General features: G+C 71.0%; 24 protein-coding genes. 12 read left to right on the top strand and 12 right to left on the bottom strand.

The features are described from left to right. The 6 genes from ACWEJX_RS34525 to ACWEJX_RS34550 form a co-directional block, all read left to right on the top strand. Nucleotides 1-381 (top strand): adenosylhomocysteinase (locus ACWEJX_RS34525; protein ID WP_451611369.1); only part of this gene is annotated, 381 nt, incomplete at its 5' end. Between the two features lie 8 nt (nucleotides 382-389). After that, nucleotides 390-1,067 carry a maleylpyruvate isomerase family mycothiol-dependent enzyme gene (locus ACWEJX_RS34530; RefSeq protein ID WP_451611370.1) on the top strand — a complete coding sequence of 226 codons (678 nt, stop codon included), beginning with the start codon at nucleotides 390-392 and terminating at the stop codon, nucleotides 1,065-1,067. A 177-nt stretch (nucleotides 1,068-1,244) separates the two neighbouring features. Further along, complete coding sequence (locus tag ACWEJX_RS34535; protein ID WP_451611371.1) at nucleotides 1,245-5,000, top strand: amino acid adenylation domain-containing protein; 3,756 nt, start codon at nucleotides 1,245-1,247, stop codon at nucleotides 4,998-5,000. A gap of 102 nt (nucleotides 5,001-5,102) precedes the next feature. After that, on the top strand, nucleotides 5,103-5,384 hold the full coding sequence (locus tag ACWEJX_RS34540) for a hypothetical protein (RefSeq protein WP_451611372.1): 282 nt from the start codon (nucleotides 5,103-5,105) through the stop codon (nucleotides 5,382-5,384). Between the two features lie 42 nt (nucleotides 5,385-5,426). Next, on the top strand, nucleotides 5,427-5,714 hold the full coding sequence (locus ACWEJX_RS34545) for a DUF2087 domain-containing protein (protein ID WP_451611373.1): 288 nt from the start codon (nucleotides 5,427-5,429) through the stop codon (nucleotides 5,712-5,714). Further along, nucleotides 5,711-6,340 (top strand): LysE family transporter, encoded by a 630-nt coding sequence (locus ACWEJX_RS34550; protein ID WP_451611374.1) that lies wholly within the window; start codon nucleotides 5,711-5,713, stop codon nucleotides 6,338-6,340. Before ACWEJX_RS34545 ends, ACWEJX_RS34550 begins: the two co-directional genes overlap by 4 nt. A gap of 60 nt (nucleotides 6,341-6,400) precedes the next feature. Here the strand turns inward: ACWEJX_RS34550 and ACWEJX_RS34555 are convergent, their stop codons facing one another. Both ACWEJX_RS34555 and ACWEJX_RS34560 read right to left on the bottom strand, forming a co-directional pair. Then, the gene (locus tag ACWEJX_RS34555; RefSeq protein ID WP_451611375.1) at nucleotides 6,401-6,805 is read right to left on the bottom strand and encodes a PIN domain-containing protein; all 405 of its coding nucleotides are present in this window, start codon (nucleotides 6,803-6,805) and stop codon (nucleotides 6,401-6,403) included. Further along, nucleotides 6,802-7,020: a type II toxin-antitoxin system VapB family antitoxin gene (locus ACWEJX_RS34560; RefSeq protein WP_451611376.1), complete on the bottom strand. Its 219-nt coding sequence runs from the start codon at nucleotides 7,018-7,020 to the stop codon at nucleotides 6,802-6,804. Before ACWEJX_RS34560 ends, ACWEJX_RS34555 begins: the two co-directional genes overlap by 4 nt. Before the next feature lie 142 nt (nucleotides 7,021-7,162). Between ACWEJX_RS34560 and ACWEJX_RS34565 the strand changes: the two genes are divergently transcribed. Further along, complete coding sequence (locus ACWEJX_RS34565) at nucleotides 7,163-7,735, top strand: dihydrofolate reductase family protein (protein ID WP_451611377.1); 573 nt, start codon at nucleotides 7,163-7,165, stop codon at nucleotides 7,733-7,735. A gap of 21 nt (nucleotides 7,736-7,756) precedes the next feature. Here the strand turns inward: ACWEJX_RS34565 and ACWEJX_RS34570 are convergent, their stop codons facing one another. Continuing rightward, complete coding sequence (locus ACWEJX_RS34570; RefSeq protein ID WP_451611378.1) at nucleotides 7,757-9,145, bottom strand: FAD-binding oxidoreductase; 1,389 nt, start codon at nucleotides 9,143-9,145, stop codon at nucleotides 7,757-7,759. Between the two features lie 121 nt (nucleotides 9,146-9,266). Here ACWEJX_RS34570 and ACWEJX_RS34575 point away from each other — a divergent pair, with 121 nt between their 5' ends. Continuing rightward, nucleotides 9,267-9,470 (top strand): hypothetical protein, encoded by a 204-nt coding sequence (locus ACWEJX_RS34575; protein WP_451611379.1) that lies wholly within the window; start codon nucleotides 9,267-9,269, stop codon nucleotides 9,468-9,470. A 105-nt stretch (nucleotides 9,471-9,575) separates the two neighbouring features. Here ACWEJX_RS34575 and tpx read toward each other — a convergent pair whose 3' ends face one another. From tpx to ACWEJX_RS34620, 9 genes are all read right to left on the bottom strand, one after another. Continuing rightward, a complete protein-coding gene (gene tpx, locus ACWEJX_RS34580) occupies nucleotides 9,576-10,073 on the bottom strand; it encodes a thiol peroxidase (protein WP_451611380.1) in 498 nt (165 codons plus the stop codon). Nucleotides 10,074-10,269: 196 nt separating this feature from the next. Beyond that, nucleotides 10,270-10,521, bottom strand: coding sequence for a DUF6253 family protein (locus ACWEJX_RS34585; RefSeq protein WP_403799609.1), 252 nt, complete (start codon nucleotides 10,519-10,521; stop codon nucleotides 10,270-10,272). A gap of 4 nt (nucleotides 10,522-10,525) precedes the next feature. Beyond that, complete coding sequence (locus ACWEJX_RS34590) at nucleotides 10,526-11,413, bottom strand: maleate cis-trans isomerase family protein (protein ID WP_451611381.1); 888 nt, start codon at nucleotides 11,411-11,413, stop codon at nucleotides 10,526-10,528. Between the two features lie 12 nt (nucleotides 11,414-11,425). After that, the gene (locus tag ACWEJX_RS34595; RefSeq protein ID WP_451611382.1) at nucleotides 11,426-12,133 is read right to left on the bottom strand and encodes a transglutaminase-like domain-containing protein; all 708 of its coding nucleotides are present in this window, start codon (nucleotides 12,131-12,133) and stop codon (nucleotides 11,426-11,428) included. 19 nt (nucleotides 12,134-12,152) lie between these two features. Beyond that, nucleotides 12,153-13,262 (bottom strand): acyl-CoA dehydrogenase family protein, encoded by a 1,110-nt coding sequence (locus ACWEJX_RS34600; protein ID WP_451611383.1) that lies wholly within the window; start codon nucleotides 13,260-13,262, stop codon nucleotides 12,153-12,155. An 84-nt stretch (nucleotides 13,263-13,346) separates the two neighbouring features. Continuing rightward, the gene (locus ACWEJX_RS34605; protein WP_451611384.1) at nucleotides 13,347-13,748 is read right to left on the bottom strand and encodes an ectoine synthase; all 402 of its coding nucleotides are present in this window, start codon (nucleotides 13,746-13,748) and stop codon (nucleotides 13,347-13,349) included. A 56-nt stretch (nucleotides 13,749-13,804) separates the two neighbouring features. Next, on the bottom strand, nucleotides 13,805-14,098 hold the full coding sequence (locus tag ACWEJX_RS34610) for an acyl carrier protein (RefSeq protein WP_451611385.1): 294 nt from the start codon (nucleotides 14,096-14,098) through the stop codon (nucleotides 13,805-13,807). Continuing rightward, complete coding sequence (locus ACWEJX_RS34615; RefSeq protein ID WP_451611389.1) at nucleotides 14,095-15,642, bottom strand: class I adenylate-forming enzyme family protein; 1,548 nt, start codon at nucleotides 15,640-15,642, stop codon at nucleotides 14,095-14,097. Before ACWEJX_RS34615 ends, ACWEJX_RS34610 begins: the two co-directional genes overlap by 4 nt. A gap of 442 nt (nucleotides 15,643-16,084) precedes the next feature. Then, a complete protein-coding gene (locus ACWEJX_RS34620) occupies nucleotides 16,085-16,540 on the bottom strand; it encodes a MarR family winged helix-turn-helix transcriptional regulator (protein WP_403799589.1) in 456 nt (151 codons plus the stop codon). 129 nt (nucleotides 16,541-16,669) lie between these two features. Between ACWEJX_RS34620 and ACWEJX_RS34625 the strand changes: the two genes are divergently transcribed. The 4 genes from ACWEJX_RS34625 (at nucleotide 16,670) to ACWEJX_RS34640 (ending at nucleotide 18,888) form a co-directional block, all read left to right on the top strand. Continuing rightward, entirely contained in the window at nucleotides 16,670-17,116 is a 447-nt protein-coding gene (locus ACWEJX_RS34625) for a DMT family transporter (protein WP_451611386.1), read from the top strand. Between the two features lie 265 nt (nucleotides 17,117-17,381). Further along, complete coding sequence (locus tag ACWEJX_RS34630; RefSeq protein WP_403799584.1) at nucleotides 17,382-17,699, top strand: DMT family transporter; 318 nt, start codon at nucleotides 17,382-17,384, stop codon at nucleotides 17,697-17,699. Between the two features lie 11 nt (nucleotides 17,700-17,710). Next, nucleotides 17,711-18,211, top strand: coding sequence for a nucleoside deaminase (locus ACWEJX_RS34635; RefSeq protein ID WP_451611387.1), 501 nt, complete (start codon nucleotides 17,711-17,713; stop codon nucleotides 18,209-18,211). Next, on the top strand, nucleotides 18,208-18,888 hold the full coding sequence (locus ACWEJX_RS34640) for a DsbA family oxidoreductase (RefSeq protein WP_451611388.1): 681 nt from the start codon (nucleotides 18,208-18,210) through the stop codon (nucleotides 18,886-18,888). The genes ACWEJX_RS34635 and ACWEJX_RS34640 overlap by 4 nt, the downstream gene beginning before the upstream one ends. Nucleotides 18,889-19,035: the final 147 nt, after the last annotated feature.

Genomic DNA, 19,035 nt, shown 5'->3' on the forward strand with positions numbered 1-19,035 from the left:
ATGGCCGGCCTCGCACGGATCCCCGGCATCGTGAAGGACGAGGTCAAGCCGCAGGTCCACACCTGGACCTTCCCCGACGGCAAGGTCGTCATCGTGCTGTCCGAGGGCCGCCTGCTGAACCTCGGCAACGCCACCGGCCACCCGTCGTTCGTGATGTCGAACTCCTTCGCGGACCAGACCCTGGCCCAGATCGAGCTCTTCACGAAGACGGACGCGTACCCGGTCGGCGTCTACACGCTGCCGAAGCACCTCGACGAGAAGGTCGCCCGCCTCCACCTCGACGCCCTCGGCGTGAAGCTCACCGAGCTGCGCCCCGAGCAGGCCGCGTACATCGGCGTCCCGGTCGAGGGCCCGTACAAGCCGGACCACTACCGCTACTGAGGCCGCACGTGTGTACCGACCGCCTTGAGGAGGCACCACGTGACCCGTGGCTCCCGGACCGTCTCCTGAAGACGGAGCGGGACCTGCTGATGCCGCTGCTGCGCCGCACACCGGCGGAGGCGTACGAGAACCGCACCGCCTGCCCGGGCTGGACCGCCCGGCAGGTGCTCGCCCACTGCGCGGCGGCGCTCATCAGGATCGTCGAGGGAAGGCTGGAGGAGGGCGTGTTCCTGCCCGAGGCCAACGCCTGCGACGTGGCCGAGCGCGAGGACTGGCCGCTGGGCCGGATCCTCGACGAACTGGAGCGCGGCTTCACCGAGGCCGGGCCGGTCATCGCCGAGCGGGAGGACGGCCGGCTCGACGCGGTCGCCCTCGGCGAGTGGGTGCACGCCGGAGACGTACGGGAGGCCTTCGGCGAACCCGGCGCCTACTGCGGCGACGCCCTCGACCTGGCCCTGCCGCTGCTCTCCGTCACCAGCCGCAAGCGGGAGACCCCCCGCCTCGTCGGCACCCTGGCGGACCGCGGCGGCGAGGTCGACCTCGGCAACGCCATCGAGGGCCGCGACCCGGCCCGCTTCCACGGCGACGCCGCCACTTTGATCCGCATCTACTCAGGACGCCCGCTGGTACGGACCCGCTACGAACTGACGGGCGCGACGGAGCAGGAACTTCTCATCTACCGCTGAGCCCGCGGGGGCGGGCGCCATGGCGCGGGGGTGTGGGCGCGCTGGGCGCGTGGGGGGTTTGTGGGCATTTGTTCCGCAGGGCGGAACGGGTGGGCGCAACCCCCCACCGGCCGGCACGTGCCCGGCCCGCTCGGCCCACCCCCGCGCCCCGTGGCCCGCAGACGAAGGGACGACCTTATGCCCACGCTCGACCAGCTCCTGCACGCCCAGATGGCGGCACGCCCGGACGACACCGCCGTAGCCTTCGGCGACGAAACGCTGAGCTTCCGCGAGCTCCACGAAGGCGCCGCCGTCCTCGCCGGCTACCTCCGCACCCTCGGCGTCGCCGCCGACCACCGCGTCGGCGTCCATGTCGAACCGTCACTCGAACTGGTGATCGGTACGTGGGGTGTGGTGCTCTCCGGCGGCGCGTACGTCCCGCTCTCCCCGGAGTACCCGGAGGAGCGCCTGCGCTACATGATCGAGGACAGCGGCGCCCGCATCGTCTTCACCCAGGAACGCTTCCGCGCGCGCGTCACCGAGCTCGCCCCGCCCGGCACCACCGTCGTCACCCTCAAGGACGCCGTCCAGCACGCCTGGCGCACGGCCGGCGAGGAACAGCCGCTCGTCGACGCCGAGTTGGAGCCGTCCCAGCTCGCGTACGTCATCTACACCTCCGGCTCCACCGGCAAGCCCAAGGGTGTCATGGTCGAGCACCGCTCGATCGTCGCCCAGATGCGGTGGATGGCCGCCGAGCACCACCTGGGCCCCGGCGAGACCGTCGTCCAGAAGACCCCCATGAGCTTCGACGCCGCCCAGTGGGAGATCCTCGCCCCGGCCGTCGGCGCCCGCGTCGCCATGGGGCCGCCCGGCGTCTACCGCGACCCCGAGGGCCTCATCGACACCGTACGGCGGCACGGCGCCACCATGCTCCAGTGCGTGCCGACCCTCCTCCAGGCCCTCGTCGACACCGAGCGCCTCGGCTCCTGCACCACCCTGCGCCGCGTCTACTCGGGCGGTGAGATCCTCTCCCGCAACCTCGCGGTCCAGGTCCTCGCCGAGCTGCCCGACGCGGAACTGGTCAACCTGTACGGCCCCACCGAGTGCACCATCAACGCCTCGTCCCACACCGTCGACCGCGCCACCGTCGCCGACGGCCCGGCCGCGATCCCCATCGGCAGACCGGCCTACGAGACGAGCTTCCACATACGTGACGGCGAGCTGTGCATCGGCGGCGTCCAGGTCGCGCGGGGGTACCTGGACCGGCCCGAGCTCACGGCCGAGAAGTTCATCACGAGCGAGACCGGCGAGCGGCTGTACCGTACGGGTGACCTGGCGACGCTGAACGAGGACGGCACCGTCCAGTTCGCCGGCCGCGCCGACAACCAGATCAAGCTCCGCGGCTTCCGCGTCGAGCTCGACGAGATCGCGCTCGCCATCGAGAACCACGACTGGGTCAAGAACGCGGCCGTCATCGTCAAGAACGAGCCCCGCACCGGCTTCCAGAACCTGGTCGCCTGCGTCGAGCTCTCCCCGAAGGAAGCCGCCCTGATGGACCAGGGCAACCACGGCGCCCACCACCAGTCCAAGGAGTCCAAGCTCCAGGTCAAGGCGCAGCTGTCCAACGCCGGCACCCTCGACGCGTCCGCGCTCGCCGGCCGCCCGGTCGTCGAACTGCCCGGCCGCACGCCGAGCGAGCGGACCCGCCGCACCGTCTTCGCCCGCAAGACCTACCGCTTCTACGAGGGCGGCCCGGTCACCCGCGCCGACGTCCTCGGCGCACTGGCCCGCCGCCCCGAGGGCATCGGCTCCCGCGCGATCGGCACCCTCGCGGCCGCCGACCTGGGCGAGATCCTGCGCTGGTTCGGCCAGTTCCTCAGCGAGGAGCGGCTGCTGCCGAAGTACGGCTACGCCTCGCCGGGCGCGCTCTACGCGACGCAGCTGTACGTGGAGGTGCGCGGCATCGCGGGCCTGGAGCCGGGCACGTACTACTACCACCCGGTGCACCACCGGCTGTTCCTGATGCGGGCCGGTACGGCGGAGGGCGAGCCGCTGGTCCGCTTCGCCTTCCACGGCAAGTGGGAGGCGATCGAGCCGGTCTACAAGAACAACATCCGCGAGGTGCTGGAGATCGAGACCGGTCACATGGTCGGCCTCTTCGAGGAGATCCTGCCGCCGCTCGGCCTCGACATCCGCCCGCTGCGCGGCGGCGACCCCGACGACGGCGCGGACCTGGCGGTCTTCGAACTGGTCCCGTACGACGAGGAGTCGGTGGCCGAACCGGACGTGGACCTGTACGTGCAGGCGCACCCGGAGCGGATCGCGGACCTGGCGGCCGGGCAGTACGCCTACGAGAACGGCGAGCTGGTCCGCGTCGCCGCCGGCCTGGTGGAGAAGAAGCACGTCATCGCGATCAACCAGGCGGTGTACGACCGGGCCTCGCTCGGCGTCACCGTGGTCGCCCGGACGGACGGCCCGGACGCGTCCTGGCGCTCGTACATCGACCTCGGCCGCGCCCTGCAGCGGCTCCAGCTCGGCTCGGAGGTCCACGGCCTCGGGTTCATGTCCTCCGGCTACAGCTCGATGTCCGGCAACCCGCTGCCCGCCGCCCGCCGCATGGACGAGGTGCTCGCCGCGGCCGGCCGGCCGACCGGCCCCTCGTACTTCTTCGTCGGCGGCCGGATCAGCGAGGAGCAGCGGCTCAGCGAGGGCATGTACGAGGACTCCGTCCACATGAAGGGCCCCGCGGAGATGATCCGCGACGACCTGGCGAACCACCTGCCCGACTACATGATCCCCAACCGGGTCGTCGTCCTCGACCGGCTGCCGCTCTCCGCCAACGGCAAGGTCGACGCCAAGGCGCTCGCCGACCTCGCCGTCGTCAACGCCGGTCTGCACGGCCGCCCGCACGTCCTGCCGCGGACCCGCACCGAGCAGCGGCTCGCGGAGATCTGGGCGGCGGCGCTGAAGTACGAGGAGGTCGAGGCGGTCTCCGTCCTGGACGACTTCTTCGAGTCGGGCGGCAACTCGCTGATCGCGGTCGCGCTCATCACGAAGATCAACCGCGAGTTCGCGGGCGAGTCGGGCACGGCCGCCGCGCTGCCGCTGCAGATCCTCTTCGAGTGCCCGACCATCGAGAAGCTCGCCCACCGCGTCGACGGCGCCGCCGCGGCCCCGGCGTCGCGGCTCGTCCGGCTGCACGCGGACGGCGCCCAGTCGCCGGTCTACTGCTGGCCGGGCCTCGGCGGCTACACCATGAACCTCCGCTTCCTCGCGGAGGAGATCGGCATCGACCGCCCGTTCTACGGCGTCCAGGCGCACGGCATCAACCGCGGCGAGACCCCGTACGACACCATCCGCGAGATGGCCGCGGCCGACGTCGCCGCGATCCGGCGCCGCCAGCCCTCCGGCCCGTACACCCTGTGGGGCTACTCCTTCGGCGCGCGCGTCGCCTTCGAGTCGGCGCACCTGCTTGAGGCGGCGGGGGAGCAGGTCGAGCACCTGTTCCTGATCGCGCCGGGCTCGCCGAAGGTGCGCGCGGAGTCGGCGGCCGGCGGGGCCTCGTACGACAACCCGGGCTTCACCCAGATCCTGTACTCGGTCTTCGCGGGCGCGCTCGCGGACGTGCCGGCGACGGACGCGGCGAGTTTCGCGAAGCACGTGACGGTGCAGTTCCCGGCGCTCGACCCGGAGCTGGTGGCCCGGATCATCACGATCGTCGAGAAGACCTTCGACTTCACGTACACCTTCAAGGAGCTGACCGAGCGTCAGGTATCCTGCCCGGTCACCATCTTCAAGGCGCAGGGCGACGACTACTCCTTCCTGGAGGGCACGACCGGCTGGTCGACGCGCCCGCCGACGGTGGTGGAGCTGGACGCCGACCACTACAGCCTGCTGCGGGCGCCGGACCTGAAGGAGCTGGTGAAGAAGATCCGCTACCGGCTGGGGAGGTAGCCGGAGGTAGCCCGATCGGGCGTGGCCGTGGTGCGGGGCGGGGTGCCAACTGCTGTGCTGGTGGTCGGTATCCCGCCCCCACACGTTCCCGAGGAGTGCACCATGCCCGTCGTCGTCACCGTCGAGCAGCCCGACGTCACACGAGAGATGTACGAGAGCCTCCACGCGCAGATCACCACCGCGCCCTGGTGGCCGCCGGAGGGCTTCCTCGCCCACTCGGCCGGTCCGGACGGTACCGGCGGCTGGCGCGTGATCGACTTCTGGGAGTCGGAGAACGCCTTCCGGGCGTTCATGGAGAAGGCGGCACCGATCTTCCAGTCGGTCGGCGCGCCGCAGGCCACGCCGAAGATCGACGAGGCCGTGAACGTGATCGTCGGCGGCTAATTCCTTTGCGGTCGGCGGCGGCCGGGCGTCAAGCTGCGTGCCATGACCGCCGACCTGTTCACCGCCGACGGGCGCCTCAAGGCGATCCCGCGCCGGCCCGCCCGCCGCGCCGCCCTGCTCGACCACCTCGCCGCCACGCTCTTCCAGCCGGCCCGCGTCTACAGCGAGCGCGAGGTCAACGAGGCCCTGAAGACCGTGCACGCGGACTTCCCGGCCCTGCGCCGCTATCTGGTGATCGGCGGCCAGCTGGCCCGTACGAAGGACGGCTCGGCCTACCGCCGACAGCAGCAGCCCGGGTCCCCCGCAGGAGCGATCCCCGCCGCCCTGTGATCGCCGCGGCGGTGGCCGGCCTGCTCGCCGGCTACGGCATCGCGATCCCCGTCGGCGCGGTCGGCGCCTACCTGGTCGCCGTCACGGCGCGCGCCGGCTGGCGTACGGGAGCGGGCGCGGCGCTCGGCGTCGCCACGGCCGACGGCGGGTACGCGCTCGTGGCGGTCACCGGCGGTTCGGTGCTCGTCCCCCTGCTCGCCCCGGTGACGACGCCACTGCGGTGGCTCTCCGCGCTGGTCCTGGTGACCCTCGCCGTACGCGCCGCCCGCACGGCCGTCCGCACCTACCGCACCGGCCGCCTCGCCACCCGCGACGACGGCGCGGCCACCCTGACGCCGGGCCGCGCCTACCTCGCCTTCCTCGGCATCACGCTGCTCAACCCCATGACGGTGATCTACTTCGCCGCCCTGGTCCTCGCCACCGGCCCGGCCGCCCCCGCCACGCCCCTCACGCGCACCGTCTTCGTCCTCGCCGCCCTCCTCGCCTCCGCCACCTGGCAACTCCTCCTCGCCACCGGCGGCACCCTCCTCGCCCGCACCCTGACCGGCCCGCGCGGCAGGCTGGTCACGGCCCTGGCGTCGAGCACGCTGATCGTCGTCCTGGCCGTCAGGCTGGTGGCGGGGTAGGGACCCTCGACCCGAGGACCCTCCTGACCCCCGTGCCCACCACGCCCCACCCTGACCGGGTCAGGCGACGTCGAGGCGGATCATGGAGATGCCGGGGCGCACCTTCGCGACGGCGGCGAAGTCGTCGTCGACGTGGACGAGTGTCAGCTGATGCTCCTCTGCCGTCAGTGCGATCAGGATGTCCAGGGGGGAGGGGCCGCGGTGGTGGCCGATCCGGAGCAGTTCCTCCTGGATCTCCATGACGTCGGGCCAGGGGTCGTCGGGCGCGGGTACCCAGGTGAAGGTGCGGTTCAGCTGCTTGAAGAAGGGGTCGTGGTCCCGCCCCGACCGCAGGCTCCTCATCAGTTCGGCCTCCACGGGCGGGCAGATCGCCACCTGCCCGCGCGCGGTGAGCTCGGGCCACGGCGACCCGACCTTGCCTCGCAGCAGCCGCCAGACTGCCGAGGTGTCGGCGAGGTAGCTCATCGCCCGGACCGCTCCTGTTCCTCCAGGAAGTCGAAGTCGAGGTAGTCCTCGGCGTTCTCCTGAAGCCACTGGAGTGCCCGCGCGCGGTCGTCCGCGCCGATCGCCGCCGCTATGGTCAGCGCCCGGTTGATGGTGTCCCGCTTGGTCTTCGTGCCGAGCTGCTGCTGGGCGCGGGCGAGCATTTCGTCGTCGATGTCGACCAGGGTCTTGGACATGGCGCCCTCCGCAAGGGGTGTATATCCGATCTCTTCAAGTATATATCTCCGTCGGGCGATGAGTTTTCTGCCCGGCTGACGTCTGTACCTTCGAGAACAGCGCGCACGACCGAGACACAACGAAGAGAACAAGGAACCTGCCATGCGTACGCTCATCACCTCCGCCTTCATCTCCCTGGACGGCGTCGTCGAGGCCCCCGGTGGCGAGCCCGGTTACCGGAACTCCGGGTGGACCTTCAAGCACACCGAGTTCCTGCCCGAGGCGTTCGAGATCAAGGGGCGGGAGCAGCAGGAGGCCACGGCGATGCTGCTCGGGCGGGTGAGCTACGAGGCGTTCAGCGGCGTGTGGCCGGACATGGCCGAGTTCGCCGACTACAAGGAGATGCCGAAGTACGTCGTCTCCACCACCCTCACCGACGACGACCTGGTGGCGAACTGGGGCGAGACGACGATCCTGCGGTCCGTCGACGAGGTCGCCGCCCTGAAGGAGACCGAGGGCGGGCCGATCATCGTGCACGGCAGCGCGTCGCTCAACCAGGCCCTGTCGGACGCGGGCCTGATCGACCGCTACCACCTGCTGGTCTTCCCGCTGCTCCTCGGCGCCGGCAAGCGTCTGTTCAGCACGACGGACAAGGACGCGCAGAAGCTGACGCTGGTCGAGCACGAGGTGTACGCGAACGGGCTGCAGAAGCAGGTCTGGGACGTGGTGCGGTAACCCCTGGCCCGGTAGCGGCCCCTAGCCCTCCGCCGGCCTGATGTTCTGGTTGTGGTGGAACACGTTGTCCGGGTCGTACGCCCGCTTCACCTCGGCCAGCCGGTCGTAGTGCCCGCGGTACGTGGCCCGGACCCGGTCCTGGCCCTCGTCCGCGCCGAGGAAGTTGACGTACGCGCCGCCCATCGAGTGCGGGTGCAGCGCCTCCCAGTAGTTCACCGTCCAGTCGCGGATGCCCTCCGCCTCCGCCGGTTCCGGGCTGATGCCGCCGATCACGCCGGACCAGACCGCGTCCCGGTAGGCCCAGGCCGTGTCCATGGGGCCGGGGCGGTGGGCGGCGCCGTCGACGGGGTAGAGGTGCATCGTCGACAGCTCGGTCGGGATGTTCTCCAGGAAGGTCCGGTGCACGTCGATCGCGCCGTCCGTGATCCGGTCGAAGAAGTCACCGCGCCAGTACCACTGGAGCCCCTTCGGGATCAGCCCGTCGAACATCGACTGGACCGCCGGGTACGGCACGGGCGCCGCGAAGTGGAAGGCGGGCCGGGCCGGGTCGGCGACGTCCGCGAACGCCTTCGCCAGGCTCTCCTCGTCCGTCGCGCCCGTGTGGCACCACACCACCCCGCACATCTTCTTATGGTGGATCTCCTCCGGGAACGGCGGCCCGGGCGGCACGGTCAGCGTCGCGAAGAAGCCGTACAGCTCCTCGGGCGCGGCCGGCAGGTACTCCCGGTACCAGCGCAGCACCGCGCCGATGTGCTCCGGATCCCACACGGTCACGCCGAAGCCCACCGTCTCCACCGGATGCAGCGCGTACGTGAAGGCCGTCACCACGCCGAAGTTGCCGCCGCCGCCGCGCAACGCCCAGAACAGGTCGGTGTGTTCGTCCGCCGAAGCCCTCACGAACGATCCGTCGGCGAGAACCACGTCCGCCGCGAGGAGGTTGTCGGCCGTCAGCCCGTACGCCCGGGTCAGATATCCGTGCCCGCCGCCCACGGTCAGCCCGCCGACGCCGGTCGTCGACATGATCCCGGCGGGCGTGGCGAGCCCGTAGCCGTGCGCCTCGTGGTCCAGGTCGCCGAGCTGGCTGCCGCCGCCGACCACCGCCGTCCGGCTCTCCGGATCGACCCGCACCCAGCGCATCCCCGACAGGTCCAGCATCAGCGCGCCGTCGGCGAGGCAGAGCCCGCCGCCGCTGTGGCCGCCGCCGCGCACCGTCAGGTCCATGCCGGTGTCGCGGGCGTAGCGCACCACGGCCCGGACGTCCGTCGTGTCCGCGCACCGCGCGATCACCGCGGGCCGCCGGTCGATCATCGCGTTGTAGACCGCCCGGGCCTCGTCGTACCCGGCGTCCTGAGGTCCGGTCACCTCGCCGCGCAGCAGCTCGCGCAGGCTCTCCACAGCCGTACCGCCCATGACGACTCCTCCAGGGCACCCGGCCGGGCACCCCTGTCAGACGGCCGTGCTACCCCTTCAGTCTCCCTCTCGGCGCGGCACCCCGCCTCCCGGCCGCCCTGACCGGCGGCCGCGGTCGGTCATGACCCCGCGCACGGACCGCCAGGCCATGACGGACCAGCGCGAGCGGGCCGACAGCAGCGATCCGACGCTGAGGAAGGATCCGACCGAGCCGATCGAGAACGCGGACCCGACCGACCCGATCGACATGAACGACCCGACGGAGCCGATCGACAGGAAGGAGTCCTTCGACCAGAGGGAGAGGTACGAGCGTGAATTCCGGTGAGCGTTGACACCCATGGTCGGATCGTAGGCGGCAACGGCGTCGGCCCGCCCCCGGAATGCTCCGGGAGCGGGCCGACGCGGCATGAGCAGTGCCCTCGGAGGACCCTCAGAGGACGGCAAGCGCGGCCTCGTAGTTCGGCTCCTGCGAGATCTCGTTGACGAGCTCCGTGTGCAGGACCTTGTCGTTCTCGTCGAGGACGACGACCGCGCGGGCGGTCAGGCCGGCCAGCGCGCCGTCGGCGATCGCGACACCGTAGTCGGTGTGGAACTCGCGGCCGCGGAAGGTGGAGAGGTTCTGCACGTTCTCCAGGCCCTCGGCGCCGCAGAAGCGGGCCTGCGCGAAGGGCAGGTCGGCGGAGATGCAGAGCACGACGGTGTTGTCGAGCTCGGCGGCCTTCTCGTTGAAGGCGCGGACCGACGCGGCGCACGTCGGGGTGTCGACGCTCGGGAAGATGTTGAGGACCTTGCGCTTGCCCGCGAAGTCCTTCAGCGACTTGTCCGCGAGACCCTCGCCGACCAGGGTGAACGCGGGGGCGTCGGTGCCCTGCGCGGGCAGGACGCCGTCGACCGTTACGGGGTTGCCCTTGAGCGCGACCTGCGCCATGTGGATTCTCCTTCGAGTGGAGTGCGACTGGACTCGTTGTCATCGGCAGCTGCCAACGCCCCCGATCGTATTCCGTCGCCCCACGCGCGATGGCCCGCCCGCTCCCCGGTGACGGAAACCGGGGGAGCGGGCGGGCCGGCGGGGCAGGCACGGGCCTTTGCGTCCCCGGCCGTCCCCGGCCGTGGGGACCCCGTGCCTACCGGTTCGCGAGCTGCCTGGCGAGGCCCGGGGCCACGGACGCCGTGGCCGCGGCCGCCTCGCAGGCGCACTCCGGCCTGACGGCGTAGCGCGTGAAGCCGGGAAGCTCCTCGGCCCGGCGCAGCCCGCCCTTGTGGAGGGTCACTCCATAGACGTACGGGCCGTCCTCGCGCCAGCACACGAGAGGCGTGCGGTAGACGTCGCCCTCGGGAGTGGTGAACTCGGCGACGTAGCCGTCGGCGGGCAGCATGCCGTCACGCCTCCCTGGGCGCGGCGGCCTCGACGGGCGCGGCGGGGGCGACCTGGAAGAGGTGCCCGTAGTCGGTGATCGTACGGGCGGTCGCGGCGGGGGCGACCTGGAAGAGGTGCCCGTAGTCGGTGATCGTACGGGCGGTCGCGGCGGCGCCCGCCAGGTGCAGCGCGTGCCACAGGACGACCTGGTTGGCGGTCAGCACGTGGAAGCCGAGCTCGGCCTCCAGGCCCTTGATCGTGCCGACGGCGCGGATGCCGTTGCCGGCGACGAGGATGGCCTCGGGGCGGGCGTCGGCGACGGTCGTACGGATCCACTCCGACAGGTTCTGCGGGGTGATCGCGGTCTGCTCGGACGGCAGGCCGACGGGGCCGTGGTGCACGACGGTGAGGCCCTGCGACTCGAAGTACTCCTTGCCCTGCGTGGAGAGCTTGTCGTCGAACCACGGCGGGTTGACGATCGCGATCCGCTCGGCGCCGAGCGCGCGGAAGCCGGCGACGGCGGCCCGGGCGGTGCCGGTGATCGGGATGTCCCGGGTGACCGGCGCGAGCCGCTCGTACAGCGCCCGCTCACCGTCGGCGCCGAGGACGTACGAGGAGCTGGTGAAGCCGAGCACGAGCGCGTGCAGCGGCGAGTCGGCCAGGAGCTTGACGGCGTTGTCGACGGCCGGGGGCTCGACGAACGCCGCGATGGGGTCCTGCGGGATCTTCTCCGCGACCATGTGCCCGCCGGGCAGCATGCCGCCGAAGTCGATGCGGGAGGCGTGCACGGAGACGGCGGCGGGGGCGACCGCCTGGAGCTCGGCCTCGGGGCCGATGTCGGCGGACGGGACGACGATGCCGATGCGGGTGGTGGCGTCCCAGCCGTCGGAGGGGGCTGTGGTGCTGCTCATGTTCGTCGCTCCTCAGTGTGCGGCGTTGACGGTGTCGGCCTCGGCGGCGAGCGAGCCGCCCCGCACGGTCCCGGTGCCGTCGCCGTCCCCGCTGAGGAAGCCGGGGTGCTGGGCCCGCATGCGGGACATGACGAAGTCGTACGGGACGTCGTCGAAGGCGCCGTGGTCCTTCAGGAACTCCATGGCGCCCTTGCCGCTCTCGCTGGAGTGCGGGTGGTAGAGCGAGTCGGCGGTGCCGTCGAACTCGAGGGCGTCCATCCCGTACAGCCGGCAGAGCAGCTTGTTGAAGACGGGCGTGGCCTTGACCCACTTGCCGTCCAGGTAGACCTGGGTGAGGCCGTGGAAGAAGACGTCGCCGCCGATGTGGGCGATGAGCCGCGGGCTGGCGAGGTGGTTGCGGACGTCGCCGTAGACCAGCTTCGACGGGATGCCGAGGGCGCGGACGGCGGCGGCGTACACGATCGACTTGTGCAGGCAGAAGCCCTGGCCGGCCTTGAGGACGCTGGACGCGCGCATCCCCTCGGGGCTGAGGTCGGTGCCGTACACCTCGTAGTCGAGGCCGTCGCGGACGGCGTAGTAGAGCGCCACGGCGTTCTCGCGCCGGTCGGCGGACCGGTCCGTGACGACGGAGTCCACGAAGTTCTGGACCTCGTCGGACTCGTGGTCGAGGAAGGCGGTGTGCCGGGTGAGGGCGTGTACTTCGTCGAGGGCGATGCTCATGGGAGGGAGAGCTCCTAGCTCAGAGTCCGAGGAGGGCGGCCATGCGGTTGCGCTGGATCTCGCTGCTGCCCGAGTAGATGGTTCCGGCGACGGAGTTGCGCAGGTCGCGCTCGACGCCGTACTCGGTGAGGACCCCGCGCCCGCCGTGGATCTGGACGGCGGCCAGGGCGGTCTGCACGTTGGCCTCGGAGACGACGATCTTGGTGGCAGCCAGGTCGAGGGAGATGTCCTCGCCGCGCTCGGCCTTGGCGCCGGTGTCGGCGAGCCACTTCGCCGCCGTCTCGACGGCGATCCGCATGTCCACGATCTTGTGGCTGACGGCCTGGTAGCTGCCGATCGGCTGCCCGAACTGGGTCCGCTTGGCCGCGAACGCGAGGACGGTCTCCAGGCGGTGGCGCATCTCGCCGAGGGTGAGGGAGAAGGCGTAGAGGATCTCGCGCTTCATCACGTAGTCGAGGACGAGGAAGCCGCCGCCCTCCGCGCCGACCCGCCGGTCCACCGGCACGCGCAGCTTGTCGAAGGTGAGCCGGCCGATCGGGGAGGTGCGCAGGCCCAGCTTGTCCATGGGCGCGCCGATCTCCAGGCCGGGGGTGTCGCGCTCGACGAGCAGGCAGGTGAGGCCGAAGGGGCCGGGCCTGCCGGTGCGAACGTAGAGGAGGAAGAGGTCGGCGACGGGCGCGTTGGTGATGAACATCTTGCCGCCGTCGACGACGTAGTGGTCGTCCTCGCGGACGGCGGTGGTGGTGATGTTCATGGCGTCGGAGCCGCCGGACTCCTCGGTGATGGCGTGCGCGGTCACGGCCTCGCCGGACAGGATGCGCGGCAGGTAGCGGGCCTTGAGCTCCGCCGAGCCGAACTTCTCCAGGGGCGTGGCCAGGGACACGATCTGGGTGGAGGTGGAGAAGGCGATGCCGGCGTCCCGGCAGAGGTAGCCGAGCCCTTCCAGGACCCGCATGGTCTCGGTGAAGCTGCGCCCGGCGCCGCCGTACTCCTCCTTGAACGGGGTGCGCAGGATGCCGCTGTCCTTGATCGCCTGCCACTTGGTGCGGGAGAAGACGGCGTCGGCGTCCAGCTCCGCGAGGTCGGCGTTGAGGATGTCGGCGTACGGGGCGACGAGGTCGACGTCCACGGTTTTCCTTTCTGGTACGGGCGGGCTCGGCCGGGCCGCGGTGGGGGGAGGGGAAGGGCGGCCCGGCCGGGCTCGTGGGCGGACTCAGTGCTGGGCGCTGGGCACCGCGGCCTCGTACTGGGAGAAGCCGTCCTCGGAGAGTCTGTGCTTCTCGGTGCCCGTCAGCGGCGGGTTGAAGACGGAGATGAGGTGCAGGTCCTCGTGCTCGGAGGCGATGAGGTAGTGCGGGTCGTGCTCGTCGAGGACGTAGATCGTGCCCTCGGTGATCTTGTAGACGGTGCCGTCCTTGTGCACGACCGCGCCCGAGCCGCCGATGCAGTAGCAGGCCTCCAGGTGGTTGCGGTACTGCAGCGCGGAGTTGGTGCCCGCGCGGACCAGGGTCTTGCAGACCGTGAAGCCCATCTTGTCGGCCTCGGTCAGCAGCCGGTGGCTGGTGCCGTTGCCCCACTCGACCGGGGTGACGTCCTCGAGAGTACGGGTGAACATGGCATAACTCCTTTTGAGAGAAGGGATGTTCAGCGCTGGGGTGGTCGGTGCGCGGCTCAGCCGGCGGTGTGCCTGCGGACCGTCTCGCTGATGGCGTCGATCGAGCGGAAGCTGTCCGGGCTGATCTCGATGTCGTCGACCGGCAGCCCGTAGGTGTTGGCGATGTACTGGATGAGCTTCACGAGGCCGAGGGAGTCGATGACACCGGACTCGATGAGGTCGTAGTCGCCGGTGAGGTCCTCGGCGGTGACGTCCTCGCCCTTGAGGTAGGTGGCGAGCAGGTGCGCGCGGATCTCTCCGGCGATGTCCTGGTCCTGGGTGTCACGCGTGGGGGTCGGGGCGGCGCTCATGCGCTGATCTCCTCCTTGATCTTGTTGCGGTCGGGTTTGCCGGTCGAGGTGCGCGGCAACGGGAGCTCGCTGATGCGGACGGTGGACGGGATCGCGTGCCGGGGCAGGTTCGCCCCGGCGTACGAGCGGAGCTTGAGGGAGCTGAGGGTGGCGCCGGCCCGCCGGGTGACGCGGGCGTGCAGCCGGACGCCGGCCTCGGTGTCGGGCAGGGCGACGACGGCCGCCTCCTCGACGTCGGGGTGCTGGGCGAGGACGGACTCGACCTCCTGGAGGTTGGTGCGTACTCCGCGCACCTTGACCTGCCAGTCGGAACGGCCTTCGAGGGTGTACGTGCCCTCGGCGTCGCGGGTGACGATGTCGCCGGTGCGGTAGAAGACCTGGCGCTGTCCGTCCTCGCCGTGTGGGGCCTCGCGCTCCACGAACACGGCCTGGTTGAGGGACTGCTGGAGATAGCCCTCGGTCTGGAAGGGGGTGCGGACGACGAGTTCGCCGGTGCCCGGGCCGGTCAGCGGCCGGCCGTCGTCGTCGAGGACGTCGGCCTCGACCCCGAGCAGCGGCCGGCCGATCGGGAGCTTTCCCTCGGCGGTGTGCGGGTCGACGGGGTGGATGAAGCTGTCGTTGGTCTCGGTGCACCCGTACACGTTGTGGAAACGTGCGTGAGGAAACGATTCTGCGCACTGCTTGAGCAAGCTCTGGGGCATCGCGTCCCCGGTGAACACCACTTCGCGGACCTGCTCGAACGCGGTGGCGCCGGGTTCCTCCGTCTTCCCCTCCGTGAGAAGGCGGTGGAGCAGCGGCACGCCCTGGACGAAGGTGACGGAGGTGTCGGCGACGAGACCGCGCAGATAGGGGCCGTCGGTGGCCTTCGCCCGGTCGACCAGGACCACCCGGGCGCCGGCGCCGAGGAAGGTCCAGACGTCGAGCAGGGCCAGGTCGAAGTTGAGCGGGGCGTAGGACAGCGAGGCGTCCTGGGAGGTGATCCGGAACTCCGCCGTCGCCCAGGCCGCGAAGGCGTCGAAGGCGTCGGTGCCGATCGGCACCAGCTTGGGGGTTCCGGTGGACCCGGAGGTGGTGAGCAGCAGTCGGGTCCGGTCCGGCAGGGGCCGGGCGAAGCCCTCCGCGGCGGTCTCGTCCGCGGGTACGGGCTCGATGAGCAGATCGTCGTCACCGTCGCGGTCGCGGTCGCCGTCGTGGTCGGCGTCGTGGGCACTTGTGGCGGCGACGGACAGTCGCGCGGAGACCCGGGCCTGTCGGCAGATCCGGTCCAGCGCGTCCTCGCCGAGTTCCGCCGAGGGGGCGAGGACGACGAGGGATTCGGTGAACGCGGCGAGCATCAGGGCGACGGTCGCCGGGTCCTTGCGGGCGGGTATGCACACCGGCCGGTCGGCCGGCAGGTTCGCGGCTCGGAGCCGCTGCACTAACTGCGTCGTACGTTCGGCTAATCGGCCGTAGGTCACCAGCTCCTGGTTGAGCAGGAGGGCCGGTGAGGAGGGGTGCCGCCGGGCGTGCGCGGCAAGGTTTCGGACAAGGCTGGGCGATGGCACGTTTCCCCCGGATGATGTGGAAAAGATGGGCCAAGCGCTGTGCGATTCGGCGAGGTCCCGACCGCTCTCGATCGGCGCCGCAGCAGACATTAGGGCGGCGATCCATGCATCCGCAAGCATGTACTAGTCGGTTCCGTTGTGAGCTAGCTCACCGCTTGTACGTACAAGTACACCCTGTGTCATGCGGCAGCGTGAAGCACGCGCTGCAGTCGCGTGAACACGAAAGAAGCCGTCGCCTCTTGGCGCCTCTCGGGGGAGAGGCGCCAAGAGACGACGGCTGCGGGAACGGGGGAAGGGGGGAGCGGGAAGCGGGGCGGGCGCCGCCGGGGCGAGGCGCGCGTGGGGGCGGAGGTGCGGGCGCGTGTAGTGGCGGAGGCGCGGGCGCGCGCGGGTGTGGAGGTGCGGGCCGCGCGGGCTTGACGGCTTGTGGGCGCCGTACGGGCTACGCCGGGCGGGCGCTGCGCAGGGCGGCGACGGTGGCGGCGAGCGCGGGGTCCGCGCCGTGCGAGTTCAGGGCGCCCGAGAGGACCTCGGCGTAGGTCGCGCGGGCGGCCACGTAGCGGCTGCGGCCCTCGTCCGTGATCACCGCGTACACCCCGCGCTTGTCGGACGGACACAGGTCCTTGAACGCGTAGCCGGCGCCCTTGAGGCGCTCGACGAGCCGGGTGACCGAGGACTGTCCGAGCCCGATCTTGTCGGCCAGCTCCTGCATCCGCAGTTCGCTGGAGGGGGAGGCGGCGAGGTTCTCCAGGGCCCGGTACTCGGAGAGGCCGATGCCGTGCCGGCGCTGGAGGGCGGTCGCGAGCTCCCGTTCCACGTGCGTGTGCAGAGTGAGGACGCGGTCCCAGACGGCCTGGTCGGAGGTCGCGGCGGGAGGTGTCGTTGCGGTGTTGTTCATGTACCTCTCCTCTGACAGGGGTTTGACAACAGGTTATATGACCATGCAAGATCCTGGCTATCTCCGAAACGTCCTTGGGCCCCTCATGGCGGCCTACAACTTGCACGGACAAACAACCAAGGAGCTCACGTGTCCGCGGACTCGACACAGAAGAACCAGAACAACATCGGCTGGGCCTGGCTGCTGTTCTCCTCTCTCTTCGAGATCACCTTCGCGCTCTCCACCGAGGCGACCCACGCCTTCACCCGCCTCGGCCCCTCGCTGCTCACCGCCGCGGCCGCCTCCTGCGGCATCTTCACACTGTCCCAGGCCCTCAAGTACATCGACGTGGGCGTCGGTTACACGGTCTGGGCCGGCATCGGCGGCGTCGGCACGGTGATCTTCGGAACCCTGATCTACGACGAGCCGATGACGATCTGGAAGGTCCTCGCCTTCGTCCTGATCATCGGCGGCGGCACCACCCTGCGCATCACGGACAAGATCGCCGCCGACAAGAAGGCGGCCGCGGAGGCCGCGGGCGCGGCCACCGCGGCGCGCCCGACGGCGACGAGCACGGACCCGAAGGTCACGGTCTGACCGGTCGGTTCCGACCACGCACGGCCCGCGCACGTACGCCCCCGCGCACGTACGGCCCGCGTACGCACGGCCCACGCACGTACGCCCCCGCGCACGTACGGCCCGCGCACGTACGCCCCGCACCGCCTGTGGGCGCCCGCACCACCCCCCGATGTGCAGGCAACCCGCACGCGCACCCGCGCACCCGCACGCACGCACGGCACCGCACCGCCCCGCTCAGCCATCAGCCCCTGAACCTCACCCTCCAGCAGAGAGAGCCGTTCCCATGACCTGGGTGTACCTCGGAATCGCCATCGTCTTCGAGATCCTCTTCGCGCTCGGCACCAACGCCACCAAGGGCTTCACCCGCCTGTGGCCCAGCGTCCTCACGCTGCTCGCCGCGGCCGGCGGCATCTACACGCTCTCGCGCGCCCTGCTCGACCTGGACGTCTCGGTCGGCTACACCATCTGGACCGGCATCGGCGGCGTCGGCACCGTCGTCTTCGGCGCGATCATCTTCAAGGAGAAGATCACCCTCGCCCGCCTGCTGTCCTTCGCGTCCATCATCGGCGGCGCGATCATCCTGCGGCTGACCGCGGTCTAGGGGATGCCGGCATGACCACCGAAGCACAGCACCAGCAGCACCAGCAGCTGACCAGGCAGGTCCTGGAAGCGGTCCGCATCAGCCGCGAGCACGTGGCGACCGGCGGCATCCCGTTCTCCGGCGTCGTGGTCCGCCACGACGGCCGGATCCTGGGAACCGGCTTCAACCGGGTCCGCGAGGACCGCGACGCCTCCGCCCACGCGGAGGTGGTCGCCCTGCGCAACGCCACGGCGAAGCACGGCTCGTTCGCCGCCCACGGCGCCACGCTCATCGCCTCCGGCGAGCCGTGTGCCATGTGTTACCAGGTCGCCCTCTACTTCGGCGTCGAGCACATCGTCTACGCCGCCGACCGCAGGACCGCGGCCCAGTACGGCTTCGACTACTCCTCCTCGTACAGCATCTACCGCACCGACCCGACGGAGTGGGGCGTCAGGACCACCCACCTGCCGGTCGAGGGCCACGAGGTGCCGTTCCAGGAGTACCTGACCAGGCAAGGGAGCGCCCGCCGGTGAGCACCGAAACCAACCCCGCGACCAAGGTCAGGATCCAGGTCTGGTCCGACTACGTGTGCCCCTTCTGCATGCTGGCGGAAGGGCCGCTCGAAGAGGCCGTCGAGGGCCTCGACGTCGAGATCGAGTGGAAGCCGTTCGAGCTGCGGGCCGAGCCGAAGCCGACGCTCCGCCCGGAGGACCCGTACCTGCCGGAGATCTGGAAGCGCGCCGTCTACCCGATGGCCCGCCGCCTGGGCGTGGACATCACCCTGCCCACGGTCTCGCCGCAGCCGTACACCCGACTCGCCTTCGAGGGCTGGCAGTTCGCGGTCGAGCAGGGCCTCGGTGACGCGTACAACCAGCGCATGTTCCGGGCCTTCTTCCAGGAGAACCTGGACCTCGGACAGCTCGACGTCCTCGTCGCCCTCGCCGAGGAGATCGGCCTCGACGGGCCGGCCTACCGCAAGGCGCTGGAGGACGGCACGTACTACGAGCGCCACCAGGACGCCCTGCGCGAGGCCGAGGCCAACCGCGTCCAGGCCGTCCCGACCATCCTCGTCGGCGACATCCGCCTGGAGGGCGTCCCCACCGCGGCCCAGCTCCGCAAGGCCGTCCTCGACGCCCAGGCCAGGCAGGCCGCCGACCCGGCCCCGCTCGACGGCGTGGTCTGCCGCGCGGACGGCACGGGCTGCGCCTGAGCTCGCCCGCGACGCACCTCCCGGCCGCCTCCTCACCAGGTGGGGGGGGGGCGGCCGGGGGGGCGGGGGCGGGGGGGGGCTGCGGGGCGCACCCCCCACAACACGGGAAGGCCGAAACACCCCAAAAAGAAGGGCCGGGGCCGGCAA

This window comes from Streptomyces sp. NPDC004788 (genome assembly GCF_053601115.1).

What these genes read in the sequence shown, in the direction of transcription:
- ACWEJX_RS34535 (WP_451611371.1), top strand. Translation starts at nt 1,245, where the DNA reads ATGCCCACGCTCGACCAGCTCCTGCACGCCCAGATGGCGGCACGCCCG.
- ACWEJX_RS34540 (WP_451611372.1), top strand. Translation starts at nt 5,103, where the DNA reads ATGCCCGTCGTCGTCACCGTCGAGCAGCCCGACGTCACACGAGAGATG.
- ACWEJX_RS34545 (WP_451611373.1), top strand. Translation starts at nt 5,427, where the DNA reads ATGACCGCCGACCTGTTCACCGCCGACGGGCGCCTCAAGGCGATCCCG.
- ACWEJX_RS34555 (WP_451611375.1), bottom strand. Translation starts at nt 6,805, where the DNA reads ATGAGCTACCTCGCCGACACCTCGGCAGTCTGGCGGCTGCTGCGAGGC.
- ACWEJX_RS34560 (WP_451611376.1), bottom strand. Translation starts at nt 7,020, where the DNA reads ATGTCCAAGACCCTGGTCGACATCGACGACGAAATGCTCGCCCGCGCC.
- ACWEJX_RS34565 (WP_451611377.1), top strand. Translation starts at nt 7,163, where the DNA reads ATGCGTACGCTCATCACCTCCGCCTTCATCTCCCTGGACGGCGTCGTC.
- ACWEJX_RS34570 (WP_451611378.1), bottom strand. Translation starts at nt 9,145, where the DNA reads ATGGGCGGTACGGCTGTGGAGAGCCTGCGCGAGCTGCTGCGCGGCGAG.
- ACWEJX_RS34575 (WP_451611379.1), top strand. Translation starts at nt 9,267, where the DNA reads ATGACCCCGCGCACGGACCGCCAGGCCATGACGGACCAGCGCGAGCGG.
- tpx (WP_451611380.1), bottom strand. Translation starts at nt 10,073, where the DNA reads ATGGCGCAGGTCGCGCTCAAGGGCAACCCCGTAACGGTCGACGGCGTC.
- ACWEJX_RS34585 (WP_403799609.1), bottom strand. Translation starts at nt 10,521, where the DNA reads ATGCTGCCCGCCGACGGCTACGTCGCCGAGTTCACCACTCCCGAGGGC.
- ACWEJX_RS34590 (WP_451611381.1), bottom strand. Translation starts at nt 11,413, where the DNA reads ATGAGCAGCACCACAGCCCCCTCCGACGGCTGGGACGCCACCACCCGC.
- ACWEJX_RS34595 (WP_451611382.1), bottom strand. Translation starts at nt 12,133, where the DNA reads ATGAGCATCGCCCTCGACGAAGTACACGCCCTCACCCGGCACACCGCC.
- ACWEJX_RS34605 (WP_451611384.1), bottom strand. Translation starts at nt 13,748, where the DNA reads ATGTTCACCCGTACTCTCGAGGACGTCACCCCGGTCGAGTGGGGCAAC.
- ACWEJX_RS34610 (WP_451611385.1), bottom strand. Translation starts at nt 14,098, where the DNA reads ATGAGCGCCGCCCCGACCCCCACGCGTGACACCCAGGACCAGGACATC.
- ACWEJX_RS34620 (WP_403799589.1), bottom strand. Translation starts at nt 16,540, where the DNA reads ATGAACAACACCGCAACGACACCTCCCGCCGCGACCTCCGACCAGGCC.
- ACWEJX_RS34630 (WP_403799584.1), top strand. Translation starts at nt 17,382, where the DNA reads ATGACCTGGGTGTACCTCGGAATCGCCATCGTCTTCGAGATCCTCTTC.
- ACWEJX_RS34635 (WP_451611387.1), top strand. Translation starts at nt 17,711, where the DNA reads ATGACCACCGAAGCACAGCACCAGCAGCACCAGCAGCTGACCAGGCAG.